Origin of the sequence: Stenotrophomonas sp. A3_2, from assembly GCF_036624925.1 — a bacterium.
In the GTDB taxonomy this organism is placed as follows: Bacteria; Pseudomonadota; Gammaproteobacteria; order Xanthomonadales; family Xanthomonadaceae; genus Stenotrophomonas; species Stenotrophomonas hibiscicola.
The window spans coordinates 1-411 of record NZ_JAZKVY010000308.1; the positions used below are offsets into that span (position 1 = coordinate 1).

Genomic DNA, 411 nt, shown 5'->3' on the forward strand with positions numbered 1-411 from the left:
GCGCGCCGACCACGGTCAGCTTCGCCCCGGTAACCGCGCAGCGGTTCCGCATCGTGTTGGCCCCGCGCACGCCTGCCGGACCCGGCACCGGCGATCCGGCCCCCGGTGCCGATCCGGGCATCATCCCGCAACTGATCGCCGCTGCCGCCGGCGCGCCGCTGCAGGTCCGCCAGGCGCGGCTCTGGGCCGAACCGGTGATCGACCGGTTCGAGACCAAGGCCGGCTTCGCCATTGCCCGCGACTACTACGCGCTTGGCGATGGCGATGCCGCAGACGCGGGCGTCGATCCGGCGCGCGTGGTCGATCTCACCGGCAGGCTGCGCGCCGACGGCACGCTCGACTGGACCGCGCCCAAGGGCGCGTCCTGGCGTGTGCTGCGGCTCGGCTGGAGTCTGCTCGGCACCACCAATC

1 protein-coding gene is annotated in these 411 nt (G+C 74.0%); it reads left to right on the forward strand.

The features are described 5' to 3' along the window. Positions 1-411, forward strand: a 411-nt coding sequence (locus tag R5H29_RS14465) for a glycosyl hydrolase (protein WP_332329349.1), incomplete at both ends; no start/stop codon positions are given.